Annotated in this window: 31 protein-coding genes; 18 read left to right on the top strand and 13 right to left on the bottom strand. The window is 64.6% G+C overall.

What is annotated here, in order from left to right; all coding sequences use genetic code 11:
• The first annotated feature begins 92 nt into the window (after window positions 1-92).
• On the top strand, window positions 93-641 hold the full coding sequence (locus tag AC0WRY_RS19390; RefSeq protein ID WP_194402402.1) for a CreA family protein: 549 nt from the start codon (window positions 93-95) through the stop codon (window positions 639-641).
• Here AC0WRY_RS19390 and AC0WRY_RS19385 read toward each other — a convergent pair.
• Complete coding sequence (locus AC0WRY_RS19385) at window positions 631-816, bottom strand: hypothetical protein (protein WP_491120495.1); 186 nt, start codon at window positions 814-816, stop codon at window positions 631-633. The genes AC0WRY_RS19390 and AC0WRY_RS19385 overlap by 11 nt on opposite strands.
• A 418-nt stretch (window positions 817-1,234) precedes the next feature.
• Here AC0WRY_RS19385 and AC0WRY_RS19380 point away from each other — a divergent pair, with 418 nt between their 5' ends.
• Complete coding sequence (locus AC0WRY_RS19380) at window positions 1,235-1,399, top strand: hypothetical protein (RefSeq protein WP_491120493.1); 165 nt, start codon at window positions 1,235-1,237, stop codon at window positions 1,397-1,399.
• Window positions 1,400-1,433: 34 nt separating this feature from the next.
• A complete protein-coding gene (locus AC0WRY_RS19375; RefSeq protein WP_491120491.1) occupies window positions 1,434-1,799 on the top strand; it encodes a hypothetical protein in 366 nt (121 codons plus the stop codon).
• Here AC0WRY_RS19375 and AC0WRY_RS19370 read toward each other — a convergent pair whose 3' ends face one another.
• Together AC0WRY_RS19370 and pdxR are read right to left on the bottom strand one after the other, a co-directional pair.
• The gene (locus AC0WRY_RS19370) at window positions 1,800-2,045 is read right to left on the bottom strand and encodes a DUF6719 family protein (RefSeq protein WP_491120489.1); all 246 of its coding nucleotides are present in this window, start codon (window positions 2,043-2,045) and stop codon (window positions 1,800-1,802) included.
• 67 nt (window positions 2,046-2,112) lie between these two features.
• Window positions 2,113-3,585 (bottom strand): MocR-like pyridoxine biosynthesis transcription factor PdxR, encoded by a 1,473-nt coding sequence (gene pdxR, locus AC0WRY_RS19365; RefSeq protein WP_491120487.1) that lies wholly within the window; start codon window positions 3,583-3,585, stop codon window positions 2,113-2,115.
• Between the two features lie 74 nt (window positions 3,586-3,659).
• Between pdxR and AC0WRY_RS19360 the strand changes: the two genes are divergently transcribed.
• The 5 genes from AC0WRY_RS19360 to kynU all read left to right on the top strand — a co-directional run bounded on the left by AC0WRY_RS19360 (window position 3,660) and on the right by kynU (window position 8,876).
• Window positions 3,660-4,385 (top strand): pyridoxamine 5'-phosphate oxidase family protein, encoded by a 726-nt coding sequence (locus AC0WRY_RS19360; RefSeq protein ID WP_211417309.1) that lies wholly within the window; start codon window positions 3,660-3,662, stop codon window positions 4,383-4,385.
• A gap of 53 nt (window positions 4,386-4,438) precedes the next feature.
• Window positions 4,439-5,716: an ArgE/DapE family deacylase gene (locus AC0WRY_RS19355; RefSeq protein ID WP_194402396.1), complete on the top strand. Its 1,278-nt coding sequence runs from the start codon at window positions 4,439-4,441 to the stop codon at window positions 5,714-5,716.
• A 251-nt stretch (window positions 5,717-5,967) separates the two neighbouring features.
• Window positions 5,968-6,777: a hormone-sensitive lipase gene (locus AC0WRY_RS19350; RefSeq protein WP_491120484.1), complete on the top strand. Its 810-nt coding sequence runs from the start codon at window positions 5,968-5,970 to the stop codon at window positions 6,775-6,777.
• Window positions 6,778-6,813: 36 nt separating this feature from the next.
• Window positions 6,814-7,653, top strand: coding sequence for a tryptophan 2,3-dioxygenase (gene kynA, locus AC0WRY_RS19345; RefSeq protein ID WP_194402394.1), 840 nt, complete (start codon window positions 6,814-6,816; stop codon window positions 7,651-7,653).
• Window positions 7,654-7,673: 20 nt separating this feature from the next.
• Window positions 7,674-8,876, top strand: a complete 1,203-nt coding sequence (gene kynU, locus AC0WRY_RS19340; RefSeq protein ID WP_491120482.1) for a kynureninase — start codon at window positions 7,674-7,676, stop codon at window positions 8,874-8,876.
• A gap of 91 nt (window positions 8,877-8,967) precedes the next feature.
• On the opposite strand, the gene AC0WRY_RS19335 is transcribed toward kynU, so the two are convergent.
• Entirely contained in the window at window positions 8,968-9,747 is a 780-nt protein-coding gene (locus AC0WRY_RS19335) for a cobalamin-binding protein (RefSeq protein WP_491123489.1), read from the bottom strand.
• Between the two features lie 119 nt (window positions 9,748-9,866).
• On the opposite strand from AC0WRY_RS19335, the gene AC0WRY_RS19330 reads away from it, so the two are divergent.
• Window positions 9,867-10,265, top strand: a complete 399-nt coding sequence (locus AC0WRY_RS19330; RefSeq protein ID WP_491120480.1) for a PaaI family thioesterase — start codon at window positions 9,867-9,869, stop codon at window positions 10,263-10,265.
• Window positions 10,266-10,417: 152 nt separating this feature from the next.
• On the top strand, window positions 10,418-11,023 hold the full coding sequence (locus AC0WRY_RS19325; protein ID WP_194402391.1) for a GNAT family N-acetyltransferase: 606 nt from the start codon (window positions 10,418-10,420) through the stop codon (window positions 11,021-11,023).
• 78 nt (window positions 11,024-11,101) lie between these two features.
• Here the strand turns inward: AC0WRY_RS19325 and AC0WRY_RS19320 are convergent, their stop codons facing one another.
• Window positions 11,102-11,401, bottom strand: a complete 300-nt coding sequence (locus AC0WRY_RS19320; RefSeq protein ID WP_491120478.1) for a hypothetical protein — start codon at window positions 11,399-11,401, stop codon at window positions 11,102-11,104.
• Between the two features lie 77 nt (window positions 11,402-11,478).
• The gene (locus AC0WRY_RS19315) at window positions 11,479-12,183 is read right to left on the bottom strand and encodes a DUF2161 domain-containing phosphodiesterase (RefSeq protein ID WP_194402390.1); all 705 of its coding nucleotides are present in this window, start codon (window positions 12,181-12,183) and stop codon (window positions 11,479-11,481) included.
• A gap of 128 nt (window positions 12,184-12,311) precedes the next feature.
• Here AC0WRY_RS19315 and AC0WRY_RS19310 point away from each other — a divergent pair, with 128 nt between their 5' ends.
• A complete protein-coding gene (locus AC0WRY_RS19310) occupies window positions 12,312-12,659 on the top strand; it encodes a hypothetical protein (RefSeq protein ID WP_491120476.1) in 348 nt (115 codons plus the stop codon).
• Here the strand turns inward: AC0WRY_RS19310 and AC0WRY_RS19305 are convergent, their stop codons facing one another.
• Complete coding sequence (locus tag AC0WRY_RS19305) at window positions 12,660-13,340, bottom strand: SDR family oxidoreductase (protein ID WP_491120474.1); 681 nt, start codon at window positions 13,338-13,340, stop codon at window positions 12,660-12,662. It lies immediately after the preceding gene.
• 23 nt (window positions 13,341-13,363) lie between these two features.
• A complete protein-coding gene (locus tag AC0WRY_RS19300) occupies window positions 13,364-14,107 on the bottom strand; it encodes a tyrosine-protein phosphatase (protein ID WP_491123488.1) in 744 nt (247 codons plus the stop codon).
• A gap of 86 nt (window positions 14,108-14,193) precedes the next feature.
• Here AC0WRY_RS19300 and AC0WRY_RS19295 point away from each other — a divergent pair, with 86 nt between their 5' ends.
• Window positions 14,194-14,520, top strand: a complete 327-nt coding sequence (locus AC0WRY_RS19295; RefSeq protein ID WP_194402387.1) for an MliC family protein — start codon at window positions 14,194-14,196, stop codon at window positions 14,518-14,520.
• A 111-nt stretch (window positions 14,521-14,631) separates the two neighbouring features.
• On the opposite strand, the gene AC0WRY_RS19290 is transcribed toward AC0WRY_RS19295, so the two are convergent.
• Entirely contained in the window at window positions 14,632-14,835 is a 204-nt protein-coding gene (locus tag AC0WRY_RS19290) for a DUF2735 domain-containing protein (RefSeq protein ID WP_194402386.1), read from the bottom strand.
• A gap of 540 nt (window positions 14,836-15,375) precedes the next feature.
• Here AC0WRY_RS19290 and AC0WRY_RS19285 point away from each other — a divergent pair.
• From AC0WRY_RS19285 to AC0WRY_RS19275, 3 genes are all read left to right on the top strand, one after another.
• The gene (locus tag AC0WRY_RS19285; protein WP_194402385.1) at window positions 15,376-16,410 is read left to right on the top strand and encodes a glutamine synthetase beta-grasp domain-containing protein; all 1,035 of its coding nucleotides are present in this window, start codon (window positions 15,376-15,378) and stop codon (window positions 16,408-16,410) included.
• Window positions 16,411-16,601: 191 nt separating this feature from the next.
• Entirely contained in the window at window positions 16,602-17,303 is a 702-nt protein-coding gene (locus tag AC0WRY_RS19280; RefSeq protein ID WP_211417297.1) for a GrlR family regulatory protein, read from the top strand.
• Between the two features lie 18 nt (window positions 17,304-17,321).
• Complete coding sequence (locus tag AC0WRY_RS19275; protein WP_491120470.1) at window positions 17,322-18,005, top strand: substrate-binding domain-containing protein; 684 nt, start codon at window positions 17,322-17,324, stop codon at window positions 18,003-18,005.
• 39 nt (window positions 18,006-18,044) lie between these two features.
• Here AC0WRY_RS19275 and AC0WRY_RS19270 read toward each other — a convergent pair whose 3' ends face one another.
• Window positions 18,045-18,503, bottom strand: coding sequence for a hypothetical protein (locus AC0WRY_RS19270; protein WP_194402382.1), 459 nt, complete (start codon window positions 18,501-18,503; stop codon window positions 18,045-18,047).
• 100 nt (window positions 18,504-18,603) lie between these two features.
• On the opposite strand from AC0WRY_RS19270, the gene AC0WRY_RS19265 reads away from it, so the two are divergent.
• On the top strand, window positions 18,604-18,753 hold the full coding sequence (locus AC0WRY_RS19265; RefSeq protein ID WP_194402381.1) for a hypothetical protein: 150 nt from the start codon (window positions 18,604-18,606) through the stop codon (window positions 18,751-18,753).
• Window positions 18,754-19,037: 284 nt separating this feature from the next.
• A complete protein-coding gene (locus AC0WRY_RS19260; protein ID WP_491120468.1) occupies window positions 19,038-19,742 on the top strand; it encodes a GrlR family regulatory protein in 705 nt (234 codons plus the stop codon).
• Between the two features lie 103 nt (window positions 19,743-19,845).
• Here AC0WRY_RS19260 and AC0WRY_RS19255 read toward each other — a convergent pair whose 3' ends face one another.
• On the bottom strand, window positions 19,846-20,577 hold the full coding sequence (locus tag AC0WRY_RS19255) for a DUF3750 domain-containing protein (RefSeq protein WP_491120466.1): 732 nt from the start codon (window positions 20,575-20,577) through the stop codon (window positions 19,846-19,848).
• Window positions 20,578-20,725: 148 nt separating this feature from the next.
• Between AC0WRY_RS19255 and AC0WRY_RS19250 the strand changes: the two genes are divergently transcribed.
• Window positions 20,726-20,980, top strand: a complete 255-nt coding sequence (locus AC0WRY_RS19250; RefSeq protein WP_491120464.1) for a hypothetical protein — start codon at window positions 20,726-20,728, stop codon at window positions 20,978-20,980.
• A 541-nt stretch (window positions 20,981-21,521) separates the two neighbouring features.
• Here the strand turns inward: AC0WRY_RS19250 and AC0WRY_RS19245 are convergent.
• Both AC0WRY_RS19245 and AC0WRY_RS19240 read right to left on the bottom strand, forming a co-directional pair.
• Window positions 21,522-22,415: an SMP-30/gluconolactonase/LRE family protein gene (locus AC0WRY_RS19245; RefSeq protein ID WP_491120462.1), complete on the bottom strand. Its 894-nt coding sequence runs from the start codon at window positions 22,413-22,415 to the stop codon at window positions 21,522-21,524.
• Window positions 22,412-23,578: a M24 family metallopeptidase gene (locus AC0WRY_RS19240; RefSeq protein ID WP_491120460.1), complete on the bottom strand. Its 1,167-nt coding sequence runs from the start codon at window positions 23,576-23,578 to the stop codon at window positions 22,412-22,414. The genes AC0WRY_RS19245 and AC0WRY_RS19240 overlap by 4 nt, the downstream gene beginning before the upstream one ends.
• Window positions 23,579-23,596 lie beyond the last annotated feature (18 nt).

Here is a 23,596-nt window from a genome sequence, read left to right as displayed (position 1 = left end):
AGCGGTAAACGGCGGCCGTGCCCGTCCGCTCGTCGTCTTCCTGAGCGGCGGCCTCATACCTACATTGTGGGGACTTGTTACCGGAGAACTTCATGTCATCTCGTTTCCCTGGTCTTGGCGGCATCCGCTTGAAAGGCCTCGCCTTATTCCTCCTGGCCTTGGCTGTGCCGGCGGCGTCCGCGCATGCGGCTGACGAGCCCGATCTGATCTTCCGTCGCTCCACCGTGTTCAAATGGATGAGCCCGAACGACAAGCTCGCGACCTATGGTCTCGACGATCCGGAGGTCGAGGGCGTCGCCTGTCATTTCACGGTGCCGGAGAAGGGCGGCTTCAAGGGCTGGCTGGGCCTTGCCGAGGAGGTCTCTGACATCTCGCTGGCCTGCCGCCAGGTCGGCCCGATCAAGTTCAAGACCAAGATGGAGCAGGGCGACGACATGTTTCGCCAGCGCCGTTCGCTATTCTTCAAGAAGATGCAGATCGTGCGCGGCTGCGACGCCAAGCGGAACGTGCTGGTCTACATGGTCTATTCGGACAGGCTGATCGAGGGCTCGCCGAAGAACTCGACCTCCACCGTCCCGATCATGCCTTGGGGACCGGCAGACGCAAACGTCCAGAAATGCGGCGAGTTCTTCACGCAGTGACGCCTTTGACGAGATGCGAGCCGGTCAGCCGCACGAATGCTTGCGGCGCGGCCTCAAAGCCGCGGCCGGACTGCAGCGACATCAAGCCGGCCGAGGCGACGCGCCTCGGTCGTTGATCTCCGCCGTCGGTCCGCTGGTCCGCCTCGCGCGGCGTCGCGCGATCCTGCATCGTCATGATGGCCATCCCTCAACTGAACGCGCCCGGTGATCCCGGGCGTCTTGGTTTCGATGGCTTGGGTCGCAGCCGACGCGCCCCCGGTTCGACCGGACCCAGCCTTCGTTTGACATCCTCTTCAGCAGAAAAACGTAAAATGCGTGTGAAGCGCGCAATGCGTTACGGTGACGGCGGCGGCGCGGAGGCGGTTGCGCGGCTGGATCAGGAGCCTGGCAGGCCGCTTTCAGCTCCGGCGCGACCTGACTGAAATGATTGGCAGTTTTGGAGAATTGTGTCGTCGCCCTGCAGGGGACGAAACAATTCTCACGCCAGATGAAACCATTTTGCGTTTTGGCGCATCACGGGCGAAACCGCCCATGGTTATCAGCTTCACAACGACGACGGCGCACCGCCGGCCAGGGAATTCGGAGACAAGACCATGCGCGCGCTCAGCTTCATCCTTGCTTTCGCTTTCGTGGTTGCCGGTTCCTCGTTCGCGGGTTCGCCGGACGGCAATCTCCCCGGTATCGGCACCTTCCAGTACAGCGGCTCGCCGATCACCACCGCGACGTCGCAGCCGATCGTGGTTGCCGCGCGCTTCTGATCGATAACAAGAAAATCAGCCGATAAAGGCCGTCATGCTCGTTCGATTTTGCGCCGCTGCGTTCGTGTCCGTCCTGACGATCAGTGCGGCCGAGGCGCAGGTACGCGCGCCCTCCAGATTACCGGACCCCCGCACCGAGTTCGTGCGCCAGTGCGCACCACGGATGATCGGGCGCTGGCAACATCCCGAGGAAGTCTGCGGCTGCCTGCACGATCACGCCGCGGCGGCCGTCGAGGACCGCGATCTGCGCGAAGCGCTGTTGCGCGGCATCAGCGAAACCGGCGTACCCACCATCGAGACCGACTGGGTGCCGGCTTCCAAGCAGGGCGAGATCGGCCCGACCTTCACCAAGATCGCCAAGCCGACCTTGCAGTGCATGTTCGATCCGGCGAAGCAGTAGCTATTTCGTCTTCGGACCGTAGCGCGGCACGCAAGTGGCGGTGCGCACGACGCCCTTGTCCGACATCTTCGCCCCCCGCACTTCCTTGATCTGTCCGGCGGGACAGGTTCCGTCGTCCACCTGCACGCGCTGACCCAGCTTGAGATCGCCGATGTCTTGCTCGCGTCCCACCGAGCCGGCATGTGCCGTCGCGGCAAGTGCGATGGAGATCAGGAATGAGAGGCAGATCGTGCGGCGTAGCGGCATGGCGAAAGGTCTCGGAGACGATGCCGCAATGTAGGGACTGGCCGGCGATTCTCATAGTGAACGTTCGTCACGCGCCCCTGGCCGCCTTGGCCCTCGCGCGCAGGGCCGCGCGCGACTCCCTCGCCAGCCGTTCGGCGGAGGCCTTGAGCTGTGGAACCGGATGGCCGGAGAATCCCAGCACGAAGCCGGGCAGAGGCCGCGCGCGCGAATAGGTGTCGGCCAACAGCCAGCCTTCCGCGCCGGCAGCCCGCTTGGCCCGCGCGGCCACCGACAGGTCGACCGACGGATCGAACCGGGCGACCAGATGCAGGCCTTGTGAGGGCACCGGCACCGAGAGCATGCCATCGGACGCGGCTTCCAGCGTTTGGGCCAGCACATCGCGTGCGTCGCGATAGAGTTTTCGCACGCGCTTGAGGTTTGCGGCGAACGCGCCTGAATTGAGCATGTCGGCCACGGCACCTTCCATCAGCGTGGCGGGGAAGCGGTCGAGCGCCGCGCGCGCCGCCGTCACGTCCGCGATCAGGCGTTCGGGCAGGGCGCAATAGCCTATGCGCAGGCCCGGAAAAAGCGTCTTGGCGAACGTGCCGAGGTAGATCACGCGCTGGAGACGGTCGATGCCGGCGAGCGACATCAACGGTGCGCCGTCATAGCGAAACTCGCTGTCGTAATCGTCCTCCAGCACGAAGGCACCGGCGTGCCTCGCCCAGTCCAGAAGCTCGAGGCGCCGCGGCATCGACATCTGCACGCCCAGCGGAAACTGGTGCGAGGGCGTGACATAGGCCGCGCGTGCGTCGGGCGCCGCGGTGCGGCCCTTGGCGATCCGCATGCCGTGCTCGTCGACGGGGACGGGCACGGCGCGATAGCCGCAATGCACGATGGTTTTTCGCGCGGCCGGATAGCCGGGGTCCTCGCACCAGACCTGGTCGCCCGTCCTCAGGATCGCGCTCAGCACGATGCGCAGCGCGTGCAGGGTACCCGACGTCAGCATGATCTGATCGGGATCGCAGCGCAGCCCGCGCGCCGACAACAGATGATCGGCGATGGCCGCGCGCAGCTCGCGGCTACCGCGCGGATCGCCATAATGCAGATGTTCCGACCCGAAGGCGCGCATGCGCCGGCCGACGAAAGCGCGGAAGCGCTGCACCGCGCGTTCGTCGATATGCGTGCAGCCGAGCGCGAACGCGCCTTGTCCGGGCGTTTCGACAATCGCCTTGGGCTTGGTCGGCGCGGCCGCGCGCGCCGGGATTCGCGCGGCGACGAAGGTGCCGGAGCCGACAGTGGCCTCGGCAAAGCCATCGGCGATCAGTCGCTCATAGGCGATGACGACGGCGTTGCGCCGAAAGCCCGTTTGTTTCGCCAGTGTGCGGGACGGCGGCAGCGGCTCGCCCGGTTTCACCAGGCCGCCGACGATCATCTCGCACAGGGCCTGATAGAGCCGGTGCGCCGACGAGGCGCCGGCCGTGATGTGGGGACCGGTGAGGTCGAGCGGCAGTTCGGCCTTAACCGGCGAGGGGATGGAATTGGTCGGAATTTTTCGCATGGAATTGGAACTATCGCAGACCAAATGCGCCGCTACAACTGCGCCCGTTCTTTCCAATCCGATCAGGAGCGGCCGTGAGCCAGACCGAGACCACCAATTCCTATCCGACCTCCGCGCGCAACCAGGTGAAGCGCCGGCACGACCGCGGCTTCTACGATCACGACACGGTTCATCGCATCCTGGATTCCTCGATGCTCTGCCACGTCTCCTACGTGATCGACGGCCAGCCCTATTGCACGCCGACCTTCTTCTGGCGCGAGGGCACCAAGCTCTATTGGCACGGCTCGAGCGCCAGCCGGATGCTGCGCAATCAGACCAGGGGCGAGCGCGTGTGTCTCACGGTGGCCCATCTCGACAGCCTCGTGCTGGCGCGCTGCGGCTTCAACCATTCCGCCGACTACCGTGCGGTGATGGCATTCGGCACCGCCTATCTCGTTACCGATCCCGCGGAGAAGGAGCGCGCGGTGATCGCGATGGTCGACCGCTTCTTCCCGGATCGCACCGCGAGCCTTCGGGCCAGCAACACCCAGGAGATCAAGGCGACCTCCTTCATCGCGATGGAGATCGAGGAAGCCTCGGCCAAGATACGCGCCAAGGGTGTTGCCGACGACGAGGAGGATTATGAATTGCCTGTTTATGCCGAGCGCATCCCGGTTCGCACGGTGCTCGGCGCGCCCGAGCCGTGTCCGCGCCTGCTCGACGGCGTCAGCCGGCCTGCGTCGCTGAATGGTTATTCCGAAGGCCGCCTGCTCGAAGATGCATTGCGGGATGCATATTTTGTGGAGTACCCGAACGGCTGAAATCGGCTAGCCTGCACACTCCTTGGGACCATTGGAATGCCTGGAGTTGCCGGATGAATGCCGAAACGCAGCAGAGGATTCTCGACGCCGTCGATGCCGGCTTCGAAGCCCAGCTTGCAACCACACGCGATTTCGTCGCGATCCCTTCGACCCGCGGGGCGGAGGGGCCGTGCCAGGACATGATCGGCGACCTCCTGCGCGAGCGTGGCTATGAGGTCGATGACTGGCACATCAACGTCGACGATCTCAAGGATCTGCGCGGCTTCGGCCCGATCGAGCATGATTTCTCCAAGGCGCGCTCGGTGGTGGGGACCTATCGTCCGCAAACGAACGGCGGCAAGTCGCTGATCCTGCAGGGGCACTGCGATGTGGTGCCCGCCGGCCCGCTGGAATTGTGGGACACGCCGCCGTTCTCGCCCGTCATCAAGGACGGCAAGATGTTCGGCCGCGGCGCCTGCGACATGAAATCGGGTACGATCGGCGCGCTCTATGCGCTGGACGCAATCAAGGCCGCGGGCTTCAAGCCCACGGCGCGGATCCATTTCCAGTCCGTGATCGAGGAGGAGAGCACCGGCGTCGGCGCGCTGTCGACGCTGCAGCGCGGCTACCGCGCGGACGCCTGCTTCATCCCGGAGCCGACCGGCGGCAAGATGGTGCGCTCGCAGGTCGGCGTGATCTGGTTCCGCCTGCGCGTGAAGGGGCATCCGACGCACGTGGCATTCGCCGGCTCCGGCGCCAACGCCATCATGGCCGCCTATCATCTGATCCAGGCGCTGCAAAAGCTCGAGATCGAGTGGAACGAGCGCGCCAAGGCCGACAAGCACTTTAGGACGTTGAACCATCCCATCAATTTCAACCCCGGCATCATCAAGGGCGGCGACTGGGCCTCCAGCGTGCCGGCCTGGTGCGACGTCGATTGCCGGATCGCGGTGTTGCCGGGCTGGTCGATCGCCGATCACCAGAAGGAGATCATGGCTTGCGTCGCGGCCGCCGCGCGCAACCACCGCTTCCTCGCCAACAATCCGCCCGAGATCGAGTGGTCGGGGTTCCTGTCGGAAGGCTATGAGCTGACCGACGCCGCCGCGCCGGAGGCCGCGTTCAGCAAAGCGTTCGGCAAGGTCTATGGCGGCACGCCGGAGGACCTCGTCTTCACCGCGCTCACCGATACCCGCTTCTACGGCCTCAACGAAGGCATCCCGAGCCTCTGCTTCGGCGCCAGCGGCGGCGAGATGCACGGCTTCAACGAATTCGTCGAGCTGGAGTCGCTGAAGAAGACGACCAAGGCGATGGCGCTGTTCATCGCGGAATGGTGCGGAGTGGAGAGAGCGTAGCGGCCACCTCGATCGCGGCTCTCGTAGGGGTGGCAAAGGCGCACTTGCGCCGTGCCCACGAATTTTCTCTGACATGACCAAATGCGTGGGCACGCTGCGCTTTGCTCGCCCCAAGATATCTCGGCCGGAGCGGCTGTTGCCCGAAACAAGGGCTCTCCAAAATCCTTTAAGCTTAAAATAAGTACTAGGACGCCTCCTGCTCTGGTGGCAGACTGGCGCCCATCGCAAGGCCTGAGTCCTCGGGAGTGACAATGCGCGATTGGGATGATGCTTACGCCAATTCGGCCCATATCCCGGGGTCGGACAAGATGCCGGGGCTGTGGGCGGAGCGGGCGGGGGCCTACCGGGCAGGGCTGACAAATTTTCGCGCTGATATCGCCTACGGCGCGGGTGAGCGCCAGAAGCTCGACCTGGTCCTGCCCGACGGCGACAGCGAAGGCCTCGTGGTGTTCGTCCACGGCGGCTACTGGATGCGCTTCGATAAATCGACCTGGACTGATCTGGCCGAAGGCGCACGGCAACACGGCTGGACCGTGGCGCTGCCGAGCTACACGCTGACGCCGGCCGCGCGCATCTCCGACATCACTGCCGAAATCACCGCCGCGATCGCCAAGGCGGCTTCGCTCGTCGCAGGACCGATCCGGCTTGCCGGGCACTCCGCCGGCGGTCATCTCGTCACGCGCATGTTGTGCGACGACAGCCGGCTGGAGCCCGCCGTCTTCAACCGCATCGCCGGCACCCTCTCGATCAGTGGCCTGCACGATCTGCGTCCGCTGCTGAAGACCAAAATGAACGACACGCTGCGCATGACCGTGGAAGAGGCGGCGCTCGAAAGTGCTGCGCTGCATCTGCCGCGCGGACATTCGCCTGTCACCGCCTGGGTCGGCGGCGGCGAGCGGCCCGAATTCATCCGCCAGTCCGACCTGATGGCCAATGTCTGGACCGGTTTCGACGTGCCGACCCGTCTTGTCGTCGATCCCGGGCTGAACCATTTTACCGTGATCGACGGACTGAAGGATCCGGCCTCGCTGATCACCGCGCGCCTGATCGGCCTCGACTGAGCAAGGCCGGGGAAGATCGATCGAAAGGGCCTGCCCATGACCTCCAGCGATTACGATCCCACGAGGGAAGGCGCCGAGACCGATTTCGCGCGGCGCATGTCCTATGCCGACTATCTGTCGCTGGACGCGATCCTGGGCGCGCAGCATCCGTTGTCGGAAGCGCATGACGAGATGCTGTTCATCATCCAGCATCAGACCACGGAATTGTGGATGCGCCTCGCCATCCACGAGCTCAGTGCCGCGCGCCGCGCCATCGCCCGGGACGAGGTGTCGCCCGCCATGAAGATGCTGGCGCGGATGTCGCGCATCTTCGAGCAGCTGAATAACGCCTGGGACGTGCTGCGCACGATGACGCCGAGCGAGTACACGCGTTTTCGCTCGCAGCTCGGACAGTCGTCGGGCTTTCAGTCGCGCCAGTACCGGCTGATCGAATTCCTGCTCGGCAACCGCAACCATGCCATGCTCAAGCCGCACGCGCACGATGTGGAAACGACAAAACTGCTTGAGGCCGAACTGGCGACGCCCAGCCTCTATGATGAGGTGCTCAGGCTTGCCGACCGCCATGGGCTGAAGATGCCGGCGGCCGTGCTCGCGCGCGATGTTCGCGAGACCCACAGCTTCAACGAAGGCGTTCTGCAGGCCTGGCGCGTCGTCTACGAGGCGCCGGAGACGCATTGGATGCTCTACGAGCTCGCCGAGAAGCTGGTCGACTTCGAGGATTATTTCCGGCGCTGGCGCTTCAACCACGTGACCACGGTCGAGCGCGTCATCGGCTTCAAGCGCGGTACCGGCGGCACCGGTGGGGTCAGCTATCTCAAGCGCATGCTGGAGGTGGAGCTGTTCCCCGAGCTCTGGCGCGTCCGCACCATCCTGTAGAAATGTCCAAAGAAGTGTCTATGACCAGATATCGCGTCTACGTCGACACCAAGGCCCTGTTTCATCTGCCTGACGGCGTGATCTATCTCGACGGCAATTCGCTCGGTGCGCTGCCGCTGGGCGTTGCCGAGCGGGTCAACCGCGTCATCACGACGGAGTGGGGCAATGAGCTGATCCGTGCCTGGAACACCGCGGGCTGGTACGCCCAGCCGCGCCATGTCGGCGACCGCATCGCCCGGCTGATTGGCGCGGAAGCAGGCTCGGTGATGGTCGGCGACACGCTGTCGCTCAAGGTCTACCAGGCGCTTGCCGCTGCGCTCGACATGAACGCGTCGCGCAAGATCGTCTTGTCTGATACCGGCAACTTCCCGACCGACCTCTACATGGCCGAGGGCCTCATCGAGACGCTCGGGCGCGGCCATCAATTGCGCCTGGTGGCACCGGAGGAGATCGAGGCGTCGTTGTCAGAGGAGGTCGCGGTCCTCTACATCACCGAGGTCGACTATCGCACCGGCCGACGCCACGACATGGCGGATCTGACCGCGAAAGCCCATGCGCTCGGCATTGTCACGGTCTGGGATCTCGCCCATTCCGCCGGTGCGCTGCCGGTCGATCTTGCCGGGAGCGGCGCGGATTTTGCGGCGGGGTGCACCTACAAATATCTCAACGCCGGCCCCGGCGCGCCGGCCTTCCTCTACGTCGCGCCGCGCCACGCCGATACGGCGCGGGCTGCGTTGTCGGGATGGATGGGCCACGCCAAGCCGTTTGCCTTCGAGCTGGCCTATGCGGCTGCCGGCGGCGTCGAGCGCATGCGCGTCGGCACCCCACCGGTGCTGGCGATGGCGGCGCTGGAGGCCTCGCTCGACATCTGGGACCGCGTCGATATCGCGGAGGTTCGTGCGCGATCGCTGGCGCTCGGCGACCTCCTGATTGCGGAGGTCGAGCGCCGCTGCCCGTCCTTGAAGCTCGTCACTCCGCGCAGCCATGAGCGTCGCGGCTCGCAGGTCTCCTTCGCCTTCGAGGGCGGCTACGCCGCCATGCAGGCGCTGATCGCCCGCGGCCTCATCGGCGATTTTCGCGCGCCCGATATCATGCGGTTCGGGATCACGCCGCTGTATATCGGTGAGAGCGAGATCGTGCGGGCGGCGGAGATCATCGAGGAGGTGGTCGCAGGCGAGGTGTGGCGGCGGCCGGAGTATCAGGTTGTGAATGCCGTGACCTGAGGAAGGTCGTGCGCCCGGACGTAGCGCAGCGACGCTGACGCGTTGTAGCGCGTCCGGGACAGGAGAGTGTCGGCGACCCCGCTATCCGCGTTCATCCCCACAGCGCCGTCACGATCGCATCGAGCCCGTCCGTCAACGCTGCCGGTCCCGGCTGCAGGATGATTGGTGACTTGATCTCGACGATGCGATCCTCGCGCACGGCCGGGATAGCGCTCCAGCCATCACGCTGCTTGATGCGGGCGGCGACGACCTTCTTGCCGCACCAGGAGGCCAGCATCACGTCCGGCGCGGCCTCGCGTACCGCCTCCGCCAGGACGATGCGATCCTTCGCGGCCTGCCGATGGCGCAGGTCCGGAAACACATCCTCGCCGCCGGCGATCTCGATCAGCTCGGACACCCAGCCGATGCCGGAGATCAGCGGATCGTCCCACTCTTCGAAGTAGACCCTCGGCCGGGGCGAGGGGCGGGGCGTTGCGGCGATCGCTGCCAGGCGCCGTTCCAGACCTTGTGCGAGGGCCTGCGCGCGCTCCGTCGCGCCAACCAGCGCACCGAGCGTGCGGATCATCGCGAGGATGCCGGCGATATCGCGCTGGTTGAAGACGTGGACATCGACGCCGGCGCGGACGAGGTCGGCGGCGATGCCGGCCTGGAGATCGGAGAAAGCCAGCACGAGGTCCGGTTCCAGCGCCAGGACCTTGGGGATGTCCGCGGAGACGAAGGCCGACACCCGCGGCTTCTCGCGCCGCACCTGCGGTGGGCGGACAGCGTAGCCGGAGACGCCGACGATGCGGTCCTGCTCGCCGAGCAGATAGAGCGTCTCGACGGTTTCCTCCGTCAGGCAGACGATGCGGCGGGGCGGGAAGTGGCGCATGGCGGGACCATATGCGCTCATGCGGCTGATAATGTCACGGTGACGATGACCTCAGACGTCATTGCCTTGCCGCACAAAGCAATTCACGCTGAGGCAGCAAGGAATTGGGAGGAGATCTGATGACGCCGCTCGAAAAACTTAAAGCAATGAAGATGCCGTTCGCCGAGCTCAAGGGCGTCGAGTTCATCGAGGCGGGCAAGGACCGCGTGGTGGCGCGGATGACGGTCCGGCCCGATCTCTGCACGCTGCATCACACCATCCATGGTGGGGCAGTGATGGCGCTGGCCGATTCCGTTGGCGCGGCGGCGACCGTGATCAACTTGCCGGAGGACGCCAAGGGCACGACCACGCTGGAGAGCAAGACCAATTTCATCGGCGGGGCCAGGGAGGGAACCACGGTCATTGCCACCGCGACGCCGGTCCATCGTGGCAGGCGGACCCAGGTCTGGACCACCCGGCTGGAAACCGAGGAGGGCAAGCTGGTGGCCGTGGTGACCCAGACCCAGCTTGTCCTGTAAGACTACGGAGCTTTGATTTTATTAACGAATTGGTCGTTCCCCATGCCTCTAAGTTGGGCAGGTCCTCTTCTTGCAAAAGATGCTGCGATGCACAATATAGAGGGTCTAGGGATTCGAACGCCTCCTCGAGGGACACCAAGAGGAGTTTTGACGTGGTACTTGAAGAGACCGTCCGCACGGCCCCGGGCTATGTGCGGACCTTGATCCAGCAGGAAGAACTACCGCTCCTGCGTGATCACCTGCTGAGGCTCGACGCCGCAAGCCGGCACGACCGTTTCAACGGTTTTCTCGACGACAGCTTCATCGAGCGTTACGCCGCCCGCTGCGCCGAGGACGGCACCGTGATCGTGGCCTATATCGTCGACGGCGTTGTCCGCGGTGCGGCCGAGCTGCATCCGCCGGAAGATGAGGCTCTGCCTGAAGTTGCCTTCAGCGTGGAAGCCTCTGCGCGGCGCCAGGGTGTCGGCACCGTTCTGTTCCGCCGCTTGATCGCGGAGGCGCGCTGGAAGGGCTACAAGCGTCTGCGCATCACGACGGGCGCCGAGAATCACGCGATGCGGGCGCTCGCCAGGAAGTTCGGAGCGCATCTGGCCTTCCGCCATGGCGAATCGACCGGCACGATCGATCTTGCCAAGACGCCTGAAGCCGAGCTCGCCGATCTCGCGGCGTCGCCGTTCACGGCCGGGCGCGCGCTTCTCAGCCTCAATTCGACCTGCTGGAAGATCATCTCCAGCATGTACGACAATCGCGCGGCCTGATCTCAAATCGCAAGCTGAATCAAAAAGCGGACCGGCATCGCCGGTCCGCTTTCGTATTTGGGTCCTGGAACGAATGCTTCAGGTGCCGGTGCGCGTACCGAAGCGGCGGACGACGCGGCGCTCAACCACGACGGAACGCTGCGCACCTTGTTCGCCGGCGATCACGCGCGTTGCAGCGATGCGGCTGTTGGTGCGCGCCTGCTTCTTCACCTCGGCCTGCACGACATCGAGCGGCATCCCCATCAAGGCTGCGGCGATCTCGGCCTGCTGCTCATGATCGTCGGTGATGCCGATGGCGGCGAAGATCGCCTCGTCCAGGGTCGGCGGATCATGGCGGACGCGCCGCGTGCCATATTTGGTCTTCCAGTCTGCGCTCATAACGGCCTCGTTTTGATGCCGGGATACCTAGTGCCACCAATGTTGCATTGCAATATGAAATTGGTGTGGCATCTCAGCTATGCACCGGTCGGGTGTCGCAGCAGTGACGCACCACCGGTATCGACCTCAATCCGCTGCTGGGGCCAGCGTTTCAGGGCGGCGTGCCCGGCCTCGGTAAGCCCGTAGATTCCCCGGTCGGCCCGTTCGAACCAGCCGTACACATTGTTAAGCAAGATCTTGCCGGCATCAGGACAGCGTTCGCGCAGGTCGCGCACGCGCCGCGGCCCGTCGGCGAGCGCCGAGGCGCAGGCCAGCGCCTGCTGCCGGTAGGCCGTCATGATCGGCGCGCGGGTGCTGCCGCCGAGCACGGGATCGCCCTGGCGGCGCTGATGCTCGGTGACGAGGCGCGATCGCAACTTCGGCTCGCGGCGCGGCGCCGCCGTCGGCGGCTTCACCAGCACCTCGACCTGTCCGCGGTCGGTGACGCCGAGCATGCCGAAGCCGAGGCGACGGCAGAGATTGCGATAGCGCGCATCGCTCTCGCGTCCCTTGCCCCGGATCGACATCTTCGCTGCGATCCAGACCTCGTCGCCGGCCGGCGCGCGGTCGACCGCCTGCAGGATCAGCTCGAGATTGAAGGCGAGCTTGAGCTCGCCGATCACAACGATCGGCGGATCGCCGGCGCTGAGGCCGACGAGATCGCAGCCGCCGATCTCGCCCTTCACGGTGAAGCCGAGCTCTTCGAGGAAGCGTTTGACGGGCAGGTAGAGCGCGGTTTCCACGGGACGTCCGATCGGAGAATCAGTTGCGGAAGTCTAGCCGGATCGGACCTCGGCCTCGGCGCCATTTGATCCGGAACAGTTGGTGCGATTATCCTGCGACCGGAACCAACCGGGGCGCCTTCACGAAGATGACGATCAGGAACGGGCTCTATCACATCCGCATCGAGATGCTGGACGCCGTGCAGGGGGGCAATCAGGGCGTGATGGTGCTGCGCGACGGCACGATGCGCGGCGGTGATTCATTCTTCTTCGCTTACGGCACTTACACCTCGGCCAACGGCAAGTGGAAGGGCGAACTGACCAACGAGGAGCACTCGCCCTCGTTCGACGAGCGCCCCGTGTGGGGCCGCAAGGTGGTGACCATTGGCTTCAGCGGCACCTACACCGACGAGACCGCCTATGGCGAGGGCATCGCGCTCGCCGGCAAGCAGAGCATCCGTTTCCAGGGCAGTCTGCGGCTGCTGGTTCCAGATTGATCACACTCGCCCGCCCACGGGGATCAGCGCGCCCGTGACGCCGCTCGCGGCGTCGCTGGCGAGGAACAGGATGATTTCGGCGAGTTCCTGCGGCGTCACCCATTTGGAAAAGTCCGCCTTCGGCATGTCGGCGCGGTTGGCGGCGGTGTCGATGATCGACGGCAGAACCGCATTCACCGTGACCTTGCCTTTCCACTCCTGGGCGAGCGCCTCGGTGAGCCGATGCACCCCCGCTTTCGATGCCGCATAGGGTCCCATGCCGGAGCCTGCCTGCAGCGCGCCCATGGCGCCGATGTTGACGATGCGACCGGCCCTGGACGCGGCCAGATGCGGCAGCGCCGCGCGCGAGGCGTTGAGCGCGGTCAGCACGTTCAGCGCATGCATGCGCTGCCAGGTCTTGATGTCGCCGTCGCCGACGGTTTCGAACGCGAAGCCGCCGGCGATGTTGATCAGTGCGTCGAGCCGGCCGAAATGCTTGGCCGCCGCCTCGACCGCGGTCTTCGCCTGCGCCGCGTCGGTCAAGTCGACGCCGCCGATCTCGATGCGGTCGGGCGTCGCGGGCACCTGCGAGGGCGCATGATCGATACCGGCCACGCGCGCGCCGCTCGCCTGCGCGATCTCCGCAACCACATTGCCGAGCGCGCCGCGCGCGCCTGTCACGACCAGAACCTTGTCTTGCATCATCGCTCTCCGGGCGTTGTGACTTACGCTTGCAGATAGCGCGCCTGCAGTGCGGTCCGCTCTGCTGTGCCGAGCTTGAGCCCATCGCGCAAGTAGGTTTCGAGATCACCGTATTCCTCGCCGACCGCTTCGAACGCTGCGGCAAGATAGGAGGTCTCGACGCTGCCGATGGCGTTGCGAACGTCATCGGGCAGGTCGGTGGCAGCCGTCGCGTCGCGCTTGTAGTGCTGGTTGGTCAAGAGGTAATCCTCGGCGATGATGTCATCGGGCACGCCGAGCGCATGCAGGATCAGCGCGCTGGCAAAGCCGGTGCGGTCCTTGCCGGCGGTGCAGTGGATCACCAGCGGCGCGCGGTCTTCGAGCAGATGTCCGAACAGCTCACGAAAGCTGTGCGTGTGGTGGCGGACATAGTTGCGATAGGACTCCCGCATCAGCTCGAGCGCGACCGCTCCTGTCAGGGTGCCCCTGGCGAGTTCGGCCCGCAGCGCGGCGACCACGCTGGGCTCGATCGGCAGCGAATGGACCGTGATCTCGTTCACGACGCAGACGCCGGCCGCGCGCTCCTCCAGCCCGCGGAAGTCGAATGCGCTTCGCACGCCCAGCGCACGGACGATCTCGACATCGGCAGCGGTGAGCTGACCGAGATGGTTGGAGCGGAAGATGTGCCGCCAGCGCGTGGTGCGGCCATCGGCGGTCGGATAACCGCCGAGGTCACGAAAATTACTGGCGCCTTGCAGGGCGAGGTGGCGGGCAGGGGAGTCTCTCAGAGAAGAGTCTTGCATGGGATCGGCTTCGGTTATGGTTCCATTGGACGCACGAGGGGGCGTCCTTGAGGTTTATACAGGGGGTGATCATGAGCCGGCACAAGACCATTCTTTTGGGGATCACCATGCTGTCGGTCGGAATTGGCAGCGTGCCGCAGGCTGACGCGCAGACATTCCGGACCTATCGATGCGCCGATGGTACGCAGTTCATCGTTGGGTTTTATGACCTCGACAAGCGGGCCTTTCTCCAGATCGACGGCGAGCCGATCACGCTGGCCAGGCGGCTGTCAGTCTCGGGTGCGCGTTATTCGGGAGCTGGCGTCACGCTGAAGATTCCCAAGAGCGGGCCCACCACGGTGAAGCACCTGAGGCGGCCCGTGACGAGCTGCGTGGAGGCCGGACAGCCCGGGATCTAGCCGCGGGGCGCAGCCGGAATCAAAAAGGGCCGAAACATTGCTGTTTCGACCCTTTTTCAACTGCCGCCAGGCGCTTGCCCGAGCGCGGCGGTTTCAAACCAACCACAGGCATCAGCGATCCCATTTCGGCTTGGCGTCATCGACCGCGTCCTGGTGATACCAGCTGTCGCTGCAGATCGAGACGTTCGCGGGTAGCGAGGCGGGATCAGCAGGAAGGCGGGTCTCGCCAAGGCGGCGTCCGGCGAGAGCTGCGCGGCCCCCGACCGGGAATTGGTAGATCGTTGCCGATCCGTGACTCAGACCATTGTTCATCATTGCGATTCTCCTGGGTCGAAGCGCATTGGCCTCCATGGTGCGCCCGACTCGTTCGATTGTGGTTACCGGAATCCCCATATCGGCCCCGCCCCCCGAATTGGAAAGTGCTGAAAAGGAAATCAGTTGCCGCCCAATTTGTGGGCAGCGGAAGGTCTGCATCCCCTAAGGCACCCTGTCAGTGACCAACGCCCAGGCCATTCCAAAGGTTGCTCGGTAGGGGCGGGCGACTTTGCAAAAATTGCTGGCGGTTGATGCGCGTTTCATCGGCAGCTTCCGTCACCGCGCCGCCTGCTTGAGAAACGAGCGATTTCCTCGGGGTTTTTGCGCTGCAGCTACACGCAAAGGTGCGCGGCTATGACGCATATCGCCGGGGTCCATCTGCTCGCGGCGAGGCGACCTCGGCGGTGGTGGAAAACCTTCTGCACTGCGGCCTTTTGGCACGCAAAATGCTTGTAAAGGGCCGGCCGATGATGGCCGGGTACAAAACGTTCAGGGGCCTCCGGGCCCCCAAACCTTTCGCATCATCTACAGAGAGGCTCAATGACCAAGTATAAGCTCGAGTACATCTGGCTCGACGGATATACGCCGACTCCGAATTTGCGCGGCAAAACTCAGATCAAGGAATTCGCGTCGTTCCCGACGCTCGAGCAGCTTCCGCTCTGGGGCTTCGATGGCTCCTCCACCCAGCAGGCTGAAGGCCACAGCTCCGATTGCGTGCTGAAGCCCGTCGCCGTCTTCCCGGACGCGGCGCGCACCAACGGCGTGCTGGTGATGTGCGAAGTCATGATGCCCGACGGCAAGACCCCGCACGCCTCCAACAAGCGCGCCACCATTCTCGATGACGCCGGCGCCTGGTTCGGCTTCGAGCAGGAGTACTTCTTCTACAAGGACGGCCGTCCGCTCGGCTTCCCGTCGTCCGGCTATCCGGCGCCGCAGGGTCCGTACTACACCGGCGTCGGCTACTCGAACGTCGGCGACGTCGCCCGCAAGATCGTCGAAGAGCATCTCGACCTCTGCCTCGCGGCCGGCATCAACCATGAAGGCATCAACGCGGAAGTCGCCAAGGGCCAGTGGGAATTCCAGATCTTCGGCAAGGGCTCCAAGACCGCTGCCGACCAGATGTGGATGGCCCGCTACCTGATGCTGCGCCTCACCGAGAAGTACGGCATCGACATCGAGTTCCACTGCAAGCCGCTCGGCGACACCGACTGGAACGGCTCGGGCATGCACGCCAACTTCTCCACCGAGTACATGCGTACGGTCGGCGGCAAGGAGTACTTCGAGGCCCTGATGGCCGCCTTCGACAAGAACCTGATGGACCACATCGCCGTCTACGGCCCGGACAACGACAAGCGTCTGACGGGCAAGCACGAGACCGCGCCGTGGAACAAGTTCAGCTACGGCGTTGCCGACCGCGGCGCCTCGATCCGCGTTCCGCATTCCTTCGTCAATAACGGCTACAAGGGCTATCTGGAAGACCGCCGTCCGAACTCGCAGGGCGACCCATACCAGATCGCTTCGCAGATCCTGAAGACGATCGCGTCCGTGCCGACCGACAAGAAGGCCGCGGCCTAAGATCCTCCCGGCCCGGGCTGGGGGGCTGGCCCGGGTTGGTGCTCAATCCGCCGGAGCTGCAAGGCTCCGGCGGATTTTTGCATTTGGATGACAGTCGCTCCCGCAAATCTCGGAGGCGCGAGACTTGTCCATCGCCCCGGAAAACGGGATAGAGTGCGCCAGGATGCGCGCGAGGGCCGGGGACACGGCTGGTGTTTGAGGGCTTCTACAAGGTGAAGTTTCAGCTCGGCGACGCGGTCGGCCGCAGCGTGATGCATGCCGGCAATGGCAAGATGCTCGGCGGCAATTCGGCCTTTGCCCATATCGGCACCTATGAGAAGACCGACAGCGGCGTCGACGTCGTGATCAGCACCGTCCGCCACAACCCCGATCCGAACTACCGCGCCATGGCGGGCACCGATGATGCCACCTTGCTCGCCAAGGGCTGGGCGGATGGCGATCTCTACCGCTTCAAGGGCGAGCTGAAGGAGTTGCCGGGCGTTCCCTTCCAGTCGGTGATGACGCCAATCACGGACGACGAGGTGCCGATCGCCGGGGGCGTCGGCGAAGCCGGCATCGCCGACGGTCTCTACTCCATCCATCTGCGGATGCTCGACGGTCTCGACGGCGGCCTCACCGGCGTGATGCTGCTCAACCAGGGCCGCATCCTCGGCGGCGATGCGGCGTTCTACTATCTCGGCAGCTACGCCGCCGCGAACGGGCGCTGGAAGGGCCAGATCCTCAACCAGGAGCACACGCCGGCCAAGGACGATCCGATCTTCGGCGGCCACGAGGTCGGCATCGGTTTCTCCGGCCGCTACGACGCGCAGGAGGCGGTGCTGGAGGCGACCGCGCTCGCCGGCAAGCGCAGCCTGCGCCTGACCGCCGCGCTCAAGCTGATGCACCGCGCCTGATTGCACCGGGAAGCGCACATGGAAAAGCTCCGCATTCTCTCGACGCTCGGCCTGATGGGCGCGATGCGCAGCCTGTCCTCCGCCTTCGCGGCTGAAACGGGCATCCATGTCGACGCCGACTTCGCGCCGACCCTGGCCCTGCTGAAGCGCTTGCGCGACGGCGAGGCTGCCGATCTCGTGATCCTCACGCGCGAGGGGCTGGACGAGGTGATCGCGGAGGGCCGCGTGCTCGCAGGCGGCGCTGCCGATCTGGCCCGCTCCTATGTCGGCATCGCCGTGCGGGCAGGGCAGGCGCATCCCGACATCGCAAGCGAAGCGGCACTGCGCAAGACGCTGCTCGCAGCACGGTCCGTTGCCTATTCGCGGCTGGGGGCGAGCGGCGTCTACTTCGCCCAGTTGATCGTACGGATGGGGATCGCGGCCGAGATCAACACCAGGGCCACCATCGTCGAGCAGGGCTTTACCGCCGAGCGCCTCGTCAGCGGTGAGGCTGATCTCGCCGTGCAGCAGATCAGCGAACTAAAGCAGGTCGAAGGCATCGCGGTGGCCGGTCCGATCCCGCATGATTTGCAAACGCCGGCGGTGTTCTCGGCCGGCCGTGTCGCGAACGCGAGACATGCCGACGCCGCTGGCCGCCTGCTACGCTATCTGGCTTCGCCGGAGGTCGTGCCCATCCTGCGCCAATCGGGGCTCGAGCCCTAGAGTTGCCGGGGCGTGGACGCAGCGCAGACCTCGCGCGGCTCACTTCATGTAGTACGCGAGATTGTTGCGGGCGTCGCGATAGGTCGTCTCGAGGAAGCCGGGATATTCGGCGGCGGCCTGCGCGACGGCACGGACGACGCAAGCCCAGAAATCGCCGTCCCATTTGAAATGCGCTTCCGCCGCGCCCTCGAATTTGACGGCGGTGATGATCGCCTGCCGGATCGCATCGTCGTCGGCGTGCGGGTGGGCGCGCTTGACGTACCCGAACATCGGCCCCTCGTGGGCATGGTCGCGTTCGTAGCGATATCGCTCGGCCATCTGCTGCGGCGTGAGGGTGCGATAGATGCGAACCTCTTCGGCGGTCGGGCGCCCTTCGATCGAATCCAACCGGTAGCGCCAGCGCCAGAGTTCGAACGCGGCATCGAGCAGCGGCTGCTTCGCCGCGCTGGCGACGAATTCGGCGATCTGCTCTTCGGCGGATGGCTCTGTCTGGTTCATGCCCCTTGGTCGCACGCTCGTGCCGGCGGGTTCGAGGAGGCTCGATCAGGAACCAGCTCCGGCACCGGCCGTTGAATCGGAGGAAGCGGGAGGCCCGATCATGATCCGCAAACTGGCATCCGGCGAATATCGCCTCTATTCACGCAAGGTCGATCCGAAGACCGGCAAGCGCCGTAACCTCGGCACCTTCAGGAGCCGGGCGGCAGCCGAGAAGCACGAGCGCGAGGTGCAGTATTTCAAGCGTCATTGACGCGTGAACAAGGCCGGTCGGCACCGGCCAGGCAAAAAGTCGAAAAACAACCCCATGCACAGTAGCCAAGTGGTTGAAATCGCTCGGTCGCTGAAATCACTTGTCGGGCGACGTCGCGTCCTGAGGTTTCGGCGAAAAGTGTCTTGTCCCGCCGGGCAAAACAGCGGCGATGCATCGCGACCGCGGCGATCCGCAAGCCCCTGCGCGGAAAAACCGGATGGCAGAGATGCGGCGGCAATGCTAGGTAGCCCGCGATCCTTTTCCGATTTTGCGGGTTCATTGCGTTGCTGGACGGGCTCTACAAAGTAGAATACGGCGTCAACGATGCGTTCGGGCGCAGCATCATGTGCCTGCATGACGGCAAGATGCTGGGCGGCAATTCGGGCTTCGCGCATCTTGGCACCTATTCAGAGCGAGACGGCGAGATCGTCGCCGAGGTGATCACCGAGCGGCACAATCTCGATCCCAACTACAAGCCGCTGATGGGCGCCGACGTCGCCTCGATCGGCGCGCGCGGCCGGCTGGTTGGCAACGAGATCCGTCTTCAGGGCGGCGCGAACACGATGCCGGGCGCGCATTTCTGGGCCAATCTCACCCGGCTCGACGACGGGGCCTTGCCGCCGCGCGGCACGATCGGGCAGGGCGGCATCGCCAACGGGCTCTACGGCATGAGCCTGCGCGCGCTCGACGGCGTCGATGCCGGCCTCTCCGGCGTGATGCTGCTGATCGACGGCCGCATCCTCGGCGGCGATGCGTTCTTCTACTATCTCGGCTCCTATTCCTCCGCCGACGGCCGCTGGAAGGGCGAGATGCTGAACCAGGAGCACACGCCGGCGAAGGGCGAGAACCCCGTCTTTGGCGGGTTAGAAGTCGGGATCGGTTTTTCCGGAACGTGCACGGCCGACGGTGGCGAGCTCGAAGGCATCGCGCTCGCCGGCAAGCGCAGCCTGCGCCTTGCGGCCTCGCTCAAGCTGATGCGGAAGGCTTAGGAACGCATTCACAAATCTCGGATGTCCGCTTTCCGGGATGAAGCGAACCTCACGCGAGGTCTTGCGCGAACGAGCCAATCGCTCCGCAGTCAGGCTCCCGCTCTCACACGCCGGTGGACATGCCAACGCGTCCGAGGCCTGGCAATTTGAGCGCGGGGCGTCGGATGTCGAAACCGAGCACGGCACCGAAGAAGTTGACCTCCAGGCCTTCGACCCAGCCGATCGAAACCCCGATATATCCGGCCAGCGACGCATAGAGGCCCGTGCCGGACGCCGTGACGCCGACCCATCTGCCGGTGTACGGGAAGTCCTTGCCGATTGCGGTCGGAGGCAGGACGGCTCGAAGCTCGGGGACGGAGTCGAGGGCCGCCTGCACGAAGGTGTTGGAATTGGGACCCGGCCAGACGCTGTAATCGCCATAGGATCGAAACTTGTAGTTTTCGATCACATCCCGGATTTTGGGGATCAACGCCTCCGCGCGCGCTCCGTCGACTGCCACGATGATTTCCGGCGCAGCGCCGAACCATCGCCCGTCCGGAGCAAAGCCGTTGGTGCGGATCGGCTCGCCCCAGGCCGTGTAGTCGTACCTCGTGTAGGTCGTCGCATTGTTCTCTTTGACGACGATCCAGGTGTGAACCACGAAGATGCTGCGCCACCTGACCGTTCTCGCTCCGAACACTCGCACGACGGCTTCGGGATGGTCGGCGGCGGCGGGCAGAAGACCAGCGCTCGACCGATCGGCGGTTTGCCAATTCTCGCGGCCATCGCCCAGCCAGAAATATCTCGCCGCTGAGACGGCCAGCGGTGCGAAGACGAGGAACAGAAAGATCAGCAAGGGCTTCTTCAAGGGAGTGGGTACGGCGGGGCGTGTGGCAAACATATAGTTCGCATGAATGCCTCTGCCAGAGCTGCTCCCATCGGCGGAGCCTGAGGTACTTGGATCAGTTATTGTTCCGCAACCTCGACAGGATTGGAGTTCACACATGGACATCAAGGAAGCTGAGGCGATGACAGAAGCCTCCGGATTGACGGACGATCAGGGCGGCATGGCGCGAGCCACCAAGCAACGGTCGAGTTCCGCCGCGCCTAAAGCTGCTTTCGGTGCGCAGCACAATTCGTCCTCTTTTGATTCCGCGGCGCGATGGGCTGACCAGTTGCGCGAGATGGCGGTGAAGGCGCCGTTACGGTCGTTGCTCGTGGCCTTTCTCGCCGGAGCCTGGATCGCTCGCCGCCGATAGGTTGCGCGTAGAGCTTGCTGGTGAATGGAGCAACAGAGATGAGGTGTCTAGCGATCGCGGCGACTATCCTGCTGAGCACCATTTCGGTCTCGATGGCGCAAAGCTCGGGGGGCGCCTCAGGCGGGTCTTCATCCGCTGGCGGCGCAGGTGCAGCTGGCCCGGGCGGCACGGGTGGTTCGACGCTCTCGAACGGGACTACGCTCAGCGGAACCGGCGGTTCCCCCGGACCCCACACGTCCAATGCGAAAAGCCAGGGCACGACAGGTGAGAGACTGGGCGTCGCGACGTCTGGGCAGGACGGCGGGGGATCTCGACCGACCTACAACACGCCAGCCGCAAATAGTGCTGTCCAGCAGCTTGGAAATACCGATACGGGCATCCTCAGGAAGTGACGATCATCATCCAGCGTGCTGCCGCCTTCGCGCAAGCTGATGCGGCGGGCGTGAGCTGCTGGGAATTCTTTGCGTCTGCTCAGCCGTCAAGAGGCGACGTAGATGTGATGGTAAGATGTCGGCCCTGGCCATGAGCGGACATGCAGTGTCTAGAGGGAGCTGCGCACGAAACGATGTTCAAGGAGGCCTTCCGCGATGCCGTGGATCGCAAGAATTTGGCCGGCTTGAGGCTCATCTCGCAACTGCCGCGGATTCAGGAATTTCCGGGCCGTCGTGACGTATAGCGTTTTGAGATCGCTGCCGCCAAAGCACAGGCACGTGGGATTGGTCACGGGCAAGGGCACGACGGTATCGATCTGCCCGTCCGGCCGATAGCGCACCAGGCGGCCACCTGAGAAAAAGGCCGTCCAGAGCCCTCCTGCGACGTCAACGCACGCGCCGTCAGGTCGCTCCTTCGTCGCCACATAGTCGGCAAACAGGCGCCGATTGCGGATCGTGCCATCGTCGAGATCGAAATCGAACTGCCAAGTGCGGTACCGCCGTGTGTCCGTGAAATAGAGCGTGCGGTTGTCCGGCGAGAATGCGATCCCATTGGTCACGATGACGTCGCCGAACATGCGTGTCACCTCACCGCCTCCGGTCACCCGGTAGAGCGAGCCCTGCGGACGATGCAATTCGTTATCCATGGTGCCGATCCATAGGCGCCCGCGTGCATCCACGCGGCCGTCGTTGAGACGATTGTCCAGACCACTTTCGACTTCAATGACCCGTCCCGCGGTATCGCCCAAGCGGTGGAGGCTCAAATCCTGCGCGAGCAAATGCGAGCCGTCTGCTGTCATGGCTTGACTGCCAAGGAACCGGCAATCGTAGGAGGTTACTTGGTGCGCGCCCGTCGCTGGATCGAAGGATTGATGCAGCCTGCCGTCGATATCGATCCACCACAGCTTGCGGGTCCGATCGCACCACAATGGCGTCTCGCCGAGAATATCAGCACCAGCGACCGCGGTCTCGACCTTGGTGGGGGAGATCAGATTGATGCTCATGACGAAATTGGATTCCAGCCGCGTCCGCTGTCACCAAAGGCCTGATATCCGCTCGCCGTGACGGCAATTGTGTCCTCGAGCTTGATGAAACCGCGCGCGTGGGGCAGCGTCGTTTCGATTGAGACGACCATGCCGGCCTCGAGCGGCGCATTGGCGTCGTCGGCGGGATAAGGGATTGGCCCGCTTGCTGTCAGGCGCGGCGCTTCGTGGTTGACGATGCCGGTGCCATGAGCGACGAAGTGCATCTGGCTGCCGTGAGGAGATCGCGCGAGCGCTTCATTCGCGGCGTTGAAGATCTCGCGTCCGGTCAGACCCGCCCGTATCGGGACGCGGGCTGCCTGCTGGATCACCTCGATTTCCCCGAGCAGATCGACGAGTTCGCCGTCGGGCGCGCCGTGCACGGCCATCCGGCAGAGATCACCGATATAGCCACGGTAGTTTCCGCCCGAATCCAGCGAAACGATCTCGCCGGGTGCGAGACGTTGCTCGGAGGGCGCCCGGTTGAGGCTCGTTCCGACGGTCACCAGGGCATATTCGAAGATCATGTCGCGCGACAATTCGGCCCGGCGCAGATGATCGATGATCTCGCGCTTGCTCTGGCCGACACGGGTACGGCTGACTGCGTCCATCATCGAGGCGACCACGCGCTCGGACGCCTCCCGGAGGATGTCCAGCTCGGCCGCACTCTTGATCGACCGCAGCTTCTCGAGCGGGCGCAAGGCCTCGACGATCCGGGCGTCAGGAAGCTCTCGGCGTAACACGTCTGCCGCGTCAACCGGCAAGAACGACATCTCGATGCCGAGACGGAACGAGGTCGCGACGGCCTTCACATGCTCGAGCGCAAGCGTCATCGCCTCGACCGTAGTTGACGAGCCAAAAACGACCGGCGGCATCCAGTATCCCGCGCCGATCCTGTTCTGGACGCTGTCCCGCTCGTTCCGGCCGGCGACATATGCCGCCTTGTCCGGCGCGCCCTTCACATAGACCAGGATCGGCAGGTAGCGGCTGATCCCGATCGCTTCCATGTAGTCGAATTGGAAGTGATAGTACCCACCGAGAAGGTACTGGACGTTGTGTTTCGAGGTGACGATCAGGACGTCGATGCCGGAAGCATCGAGCAAGCCGTCAAGCCTGTCCGTGGAGAAAGGGATATTGGCGTGCATTGATCATTCTTGTGCGCC

It is taken from the genome of Bradyrhizobium sp. T-12 (assembly GCF_058314695.1).
The sequence above is the reverse complement of the archived record's forward strand: the minus strand, read 5'-3'. Positions and strand labels throughout refer to the sequence as shown.

What these genes read in the sequence shown, in the direction of transcription:
- AC0WRY_RS19375 (WP_491120491.1), top strand. Translation starts at nt 1,434, where the DNA reads ATGCTCGTTCGATTTTGCGCCGCTGCGTTCGTGTCCGTCCTGACGATC.
- AC0WRY_RS19290 (WP_194402386.1), bottom strand. Translation starts at nt 14,835, where the DNA reads ATGATGAACAATGGTCTGAGTCACGGATCGGCAACGATCTACCAATTC.
- kynU (WP_491120482.1), top strand. Translation starts at nt 7,674, where the DNA reads ATGACCAGATATCGCGTCTACGTCGACACCAAGGCCCTGTTTCATCTG.
- AC0WRY_RS19335 (WP_491123489.1), bottom strand. Translation starts at nt 9,747, where the DNA reads ATGCGCCACTTCCCGCCCCGCCGCATCGTCTGCCTGACGGAGGAAACC.
- AC0WRY_RS19310 (WP_491120476.1), top strand. Translation starts at nt 12,312, where the DNA reads ATGACGATCAGGAACGGGCTCTATCACATCCGCATCGAGATGCTGGAC.
- AC0WRY_RS19380 (WP_491120493.1), top strand. Translation starts at nt 1,235, where the DNA reads ATGCGCGCGCTCAGCTTCATCCTTGCTTTCGCTTTCGTGGTTGCCGGT.
- AC0WRY_RS19270 (WP_194402382.1), bottom strand. Translation starts at nt 18,503, where the DNA reads ATGAACCAGACAGAGCCATCCGCCGAAGAGCAGATCGCCGAATTCGTC.
- AC0WRY_RS19305 (WP_491120474.1), bottom strand. Translation starts at nt 13,340, where the DNA reads ATGCAAGACAAGGTTCTGGTCGTGACAGGCGCGCGCGGCGCGCTCGGC.
- AC0WRY_RS19240 (WP_491120460.1), bottom strand. Translation starts at nt 23,578, where the DNA reads ATGCACGCCAATATCCCTTTCTCCACGGACAGGCTTGACGGCTTGCTC.
- AC0WRY_RS19250 (WP_491120464.1), top strand. Translation starts at nt 20,726, where the DNA reads ATGGACATCAAGGAAGCTGAGGCGATGACAGAAGCCTCCGGATTGACG.
- AC0WRY_RS19390 (WP_194402402.1), top strand. Translation starts at nt 93, where the DNA reads ATGTCATCTCGTTTCCCTGGTCTTGGCGGCATCCGCTTGAAAGGCCTC.
- AC0WRY_RS19265 (WP_194402381.1), top strand. Translation starts at nt 18,604, where the DNA reads ATGATCCGCAAACTGGCATCCGGCGAATATCGCCTCTATTCACGCAAG.
- AC0WRY_RS19245 (WP_491120462.1), bottom strand. Translation starts at nt 22,415, where the DNA reads ATGAGCATCAATCTGATCTCCCCCACCAAGGTCGAGACCGCGGTCGCT.
- AC0WRY_RS19285 (WP_194402385.1), top strand. Translation starts at nt 15,376, where the DNA reads ATGACCAAGTATAAGCTCGAGTACATCTGGCTCGACGGATATACGCCG.
- pdxR (WP_491120487.1), bottom strand. Translation starts at nt 3,585, where the DNA reads ATGCGAAAAATTCCGACCAATTCCATCCCCTCGCCGGTTAAGGCCGAA.
- AC0WRY_RS19320 (WP_491120478.1), bottom strand. Translation starts at nt 11,401, where the DNA reads ATGAGCGCAGACTGGAAGACCAAATATGGCACGCGGCGCGTCCGCCAT.
- kynA (WP_194402394.1), top strand. Translation starts at nt 6,814, where the DNA reads ATGACCTCCAGCGATTACGATCCCACGAGGGAAGGCGCCGAGACCGAT.
- AC0WRY_RS19330 (WP_491120480.1), top strand. Translation starts at nt 9,867, where the DNA reads ATGACGCCGCTCGAAAAACTTAAAGCAATGAAGATGCCGTTCGCCGAG.
- AC0WRY_RS19295 (WP_194402387.1), top strand. Translation starts at nt 14,194, where the DNA reads ATGAGCCGGCACAAGACCATTCTTTTGGGGATCACCATGCTGTCGGTC.
- AC0WRY_RS19355 (WP_194402396.1), top strand. Translation starts at nt 4,439, where the DNA reads ATGAATGCCGAAACGCAGCAGAGGATTCTCGACGCCGTCGATGCCGGC.
- AC0WRY_RS19385 (WP_491120495.1), bottom strand. Translation starts at nt 816, where the DNA reads ATGACGATGCAGGATCGCGCGACGCCGCGCGAGGCGGACCAGCGGACC.
- AC0WRY_RS19370 (WP_491120489.1), bottom strand. Translation starts at nt 2,045, where the DNA reads ATGCCGCTACGCCGCACGATCTGCCTCTCATTCCTGATCTCCATCGCA.
- AC0WRY_RS19350 (WP_491120484.1), top strand. Translation starts at nt 5,968, where the DNA reads ATGCGCGATTGGGATGATGCTTACGCCAATTCGGCCCATATCCCGGGG.
- AC0WRY_RS19275 (WP_491120470.1), top strand. Translation starts at nt 17,322, where the DNA reads ATGGAAAAGCTCCGCATTCTCTCGACGCTCGGCCTGATGGGCGCGATG.